Origin of the sequence: Shewanella marina JCM 15074 (assembly GCF_000614975.1) — a bacterium.
In the GTDB taxonomy this organism is placed as follows: Bacteria; Pseudomonadota; Gammaproteobacteria; order Enterobacterales; family Shewanellaceae; genus Shewanella; species Shewanella marina.
Genome location: NZ_BALM01000060.1, coordinates 1 through 3,101, shown reverse-complemented (window position 1 = coordinate 3,101; position 3,101 = coordinate 1). Strand labels below are relative to the sequence as shown.

Sequence of the window (3,101 nt, the reverse complement as noted above, 5' to 3'; positions counted from 1 at the left end):
CTTTAATATTCTGAACTAAGTTCAGTAAAACCCATTAGGGTTGTATGGTTAAGCCTCTCGAGTCATTAGTACAAGTTAGCTCAACGCCTCACAACGCTTACACACCTTGCCTATCAACGTCCTAGTCTCGAACGGCTCTTTAGAGGAATTAAATTCCTAGGGATGACTCATCTTGGGGCTCGCTTCCCGCTTAGATGCTTTCAGCGGTTATCGATTCCGAACGTAGCTACCGGGCAATGCCATTGGCATGACAACCCGAACACCAGCGGTTCGTCCACTCCGGTCCTCTCGTACTAGGAGCAGCTCCCCTCAATCATCCAACGCCCACGGCAGATAGGGACCGAACTGTCTCACGACGTTCTGAACCCAGCTCGCGTACCACTTTAAATGGCGAACAGCCATACCCTTGGGACCGACTTCAGCCCCAGGATGTGATGAGCCGACATCGAGGTGCCAAACACCGCCGTCGATATGAACTCTTGGGCGGTATCAGCCTGTTATCCCCGGAGTACCTTTTATCCGTTGAGCGATGGCCCTTCCATTCAGAACCACCGGATCACTATGACCTACTTTCGTACCTGCTCGACGTGTATGTCTCGCAGTTAAGCTGGCTTATGCCATTGCACTAACCGTACGATGTCCGACCGTACTTAGCCAACCTTCGTGCTCCTCCGTTACTCTTTGGGAGGAGACCGCCCCAGTCAAACTACCCACCAGGCACTGTCCTCAACCCCGATTCAGGGGCCAGAGTTAGAACATCAACACTACAAGGGTGGTATTTCAAGATTGCCTCCACAAGAACTGGCGTTCTCGCTTCAAAGGCTCCCACCTATCCTACACATGTAGGGTCAATGTTCAGTGCCAAGCTATAGTAAAGGTTCACGGGGTCTTTCCGTCTAGCCGCGGGTATACGGCATCTTCACCGCAATTTCAACTTCACTGAGTCTCGGCTGGAGACAGCGTGGCCATCATTACGCCATTCGTGCAGGTCGGAACTTACCCGACAAGGAATTTCGCTACCTTAGGACCGTTATAGTTACGGCCGCCGTTTACCGGGGCTTCGATCATGAGCTTCTCCACAAGGGATAACCCAATCAATTAACCTTCCGGCACCGGGCAGGCGTCACACCGTATACTTCCTCTTGCGAGTTTGCACAGTGCTGTGTTTTTGATAAACAGTTGCAGCCACCTGGTATCTGCGACTCCCGTCAGCTTAGAGAGCAAGTCTCATCACCAACAGGAGCGTACCTTCTCCCGAAGTTACGGTACCATTTTGCCTAGTTCCTTCAGCCGAGTTCTCTCAAGCGCCTTGGTATTCTCTACCCAACCACCTGTGTCGGTTTGGGGTACGATTCCTACTAACCTGAAGCTTAGAAGATTTTCCTGGAAGCATGGCATCAACTACTTCATCACCTTAGTGACTCGTCATCAGCTCTCAGCATATGTAAACCCGGATTTGCCTAAGTTTACTGCCTACCACCTTAAACGCGGACTACCAACGCCGCGCTAGCCTAGCCTTCTCCGTCTCTCCATCGCAGTTAGCAGAAGTACGGGAATATTAACCCGTTTCCCATCGACTACGCCTTTCGGCCTCGCCTTAGGGGTCGACTCACCCTGCCCTGATTAACATTGGACAGGAACCCTTGGTCTTTCGGCGAGGGGGTTTTTCACCCCCTTTATCGTTACTCATGTCAGCATTCGCACTTCTGATACCTCCAGCGTGGGTTACCCCTTCACCTTCAACGGCTTACAGAACGCTCCTCTACCGCACTAGTGTAAACACTAGTACCCGTAGCTTCGGTGTATTGCTTAGCCCCGTTACATCTTCCGCGCAGGCCGACTCGACTAGTGAGCTATTACGCTTTCTTTAAATGATGGCTGCTTCTAAGCCAACATCCTAGCTGTCTAAGCCTTCCCACATCGTTTCCCACTTAGCAATAACTTTGGGACCTTAGCTGACGGTCTGGGTTGTTTCCCTTTTCACGACGGACGTTAGCACCCGCCGTGTGTCTCCCGAGTAGTACTCATTGGTATTCGGAGTTTGCAAAGGGTTGGTAAGTCGGGATGACCCCCTAGCCTTAACAGTGCTCTACCCCCAATGGTATTCGCTCGAGGCGCTACCTAAATAGCTTTCGAGGAGAACCAGATATCTCCCGGTTTGATTGGCCTTTCACCCCCAGCCACAAGTCATCCGCTAATTTTTCAACATTAGTCGGTTCGGTCCTCCAGTTGATGTTACTCAACCTTCAACCTGCCCATGGCTAGATCACCGGGTTTCGGGTCTACACCTTGCAACTATTCGCGCAGTTAACACTCGGTTTCCCTACGGCTCCGCTATTCGCTTAACCTCGCTACAAAATGTAAGTCGCTGACCCATTATACAAAAGGTACGCAGTCACGGTCTCAAGAACCGCTCCCACTGCTTGTACGTATACGGTTTCAGGTTCTATTTCACTCCCCTCACAGGGGTTCTTTTCGCCTTTCCCTCACGGTACTGGTTCACTATCGGTCAGTCAGGAGTATTTAGCCTTGGAGGATGGTCCCCCCATATTCAAACAGGATACCACGTGTCCCGTCTTACTCGTTTTCATCAATGGTTAGTTTTCATGTACGGGACTATCACCCTGTATCGTCGGACTTTCCAGACCGTTCCACTAACACCCCACTGACTTAAGGCTAATCCCCGTTCGCTCGCCGCTACTAGGGGAATCTCGGTTGATTTCTTTTCCTCCGGGTACTTAGATGTTTCAGTTCCCCGGGTTCGCCTCACATACCTATGTATTCAGTATGTGATACTCACTTATGTGAGTGGGTTTCCCCATTCGGACATCGTTAGCTCAAATGCTTGTTACTAGCTCGCCAACGCTTTTCGCAAGTTACTACGTCCTTCATCGCCTCTGACTGCCAAGGCATCCACCGTATACGCTTAGTCACTTAACCATACAACCCAAATGAGTTTCATCTGAGCTGCATTGCAACTAACGGTTTTTACTTTTCGCCTTAGTTTGAGAATATTTCAAGACACTCAATTGAATGTTTTGAGAACTCATTTTTGTATTCTTCTTTCGAAGAAATACTATCAGCTTTCCAAATTGTTAAAG

General features: G+C 50.0%; 1 rRNA gene. It reads right to left on the bottom strand.

The window, feature by feature from the left end:
- Positions 1 to 44 precede the first annotated feature (44 nt).
- Positions 45 to 2,940, bottom strand: a 23S ribosomal RNA gene (locus JCM15074_RS20110).
- Positions 2,941 to 3,101: the final 161 nt, after the last annotated feature.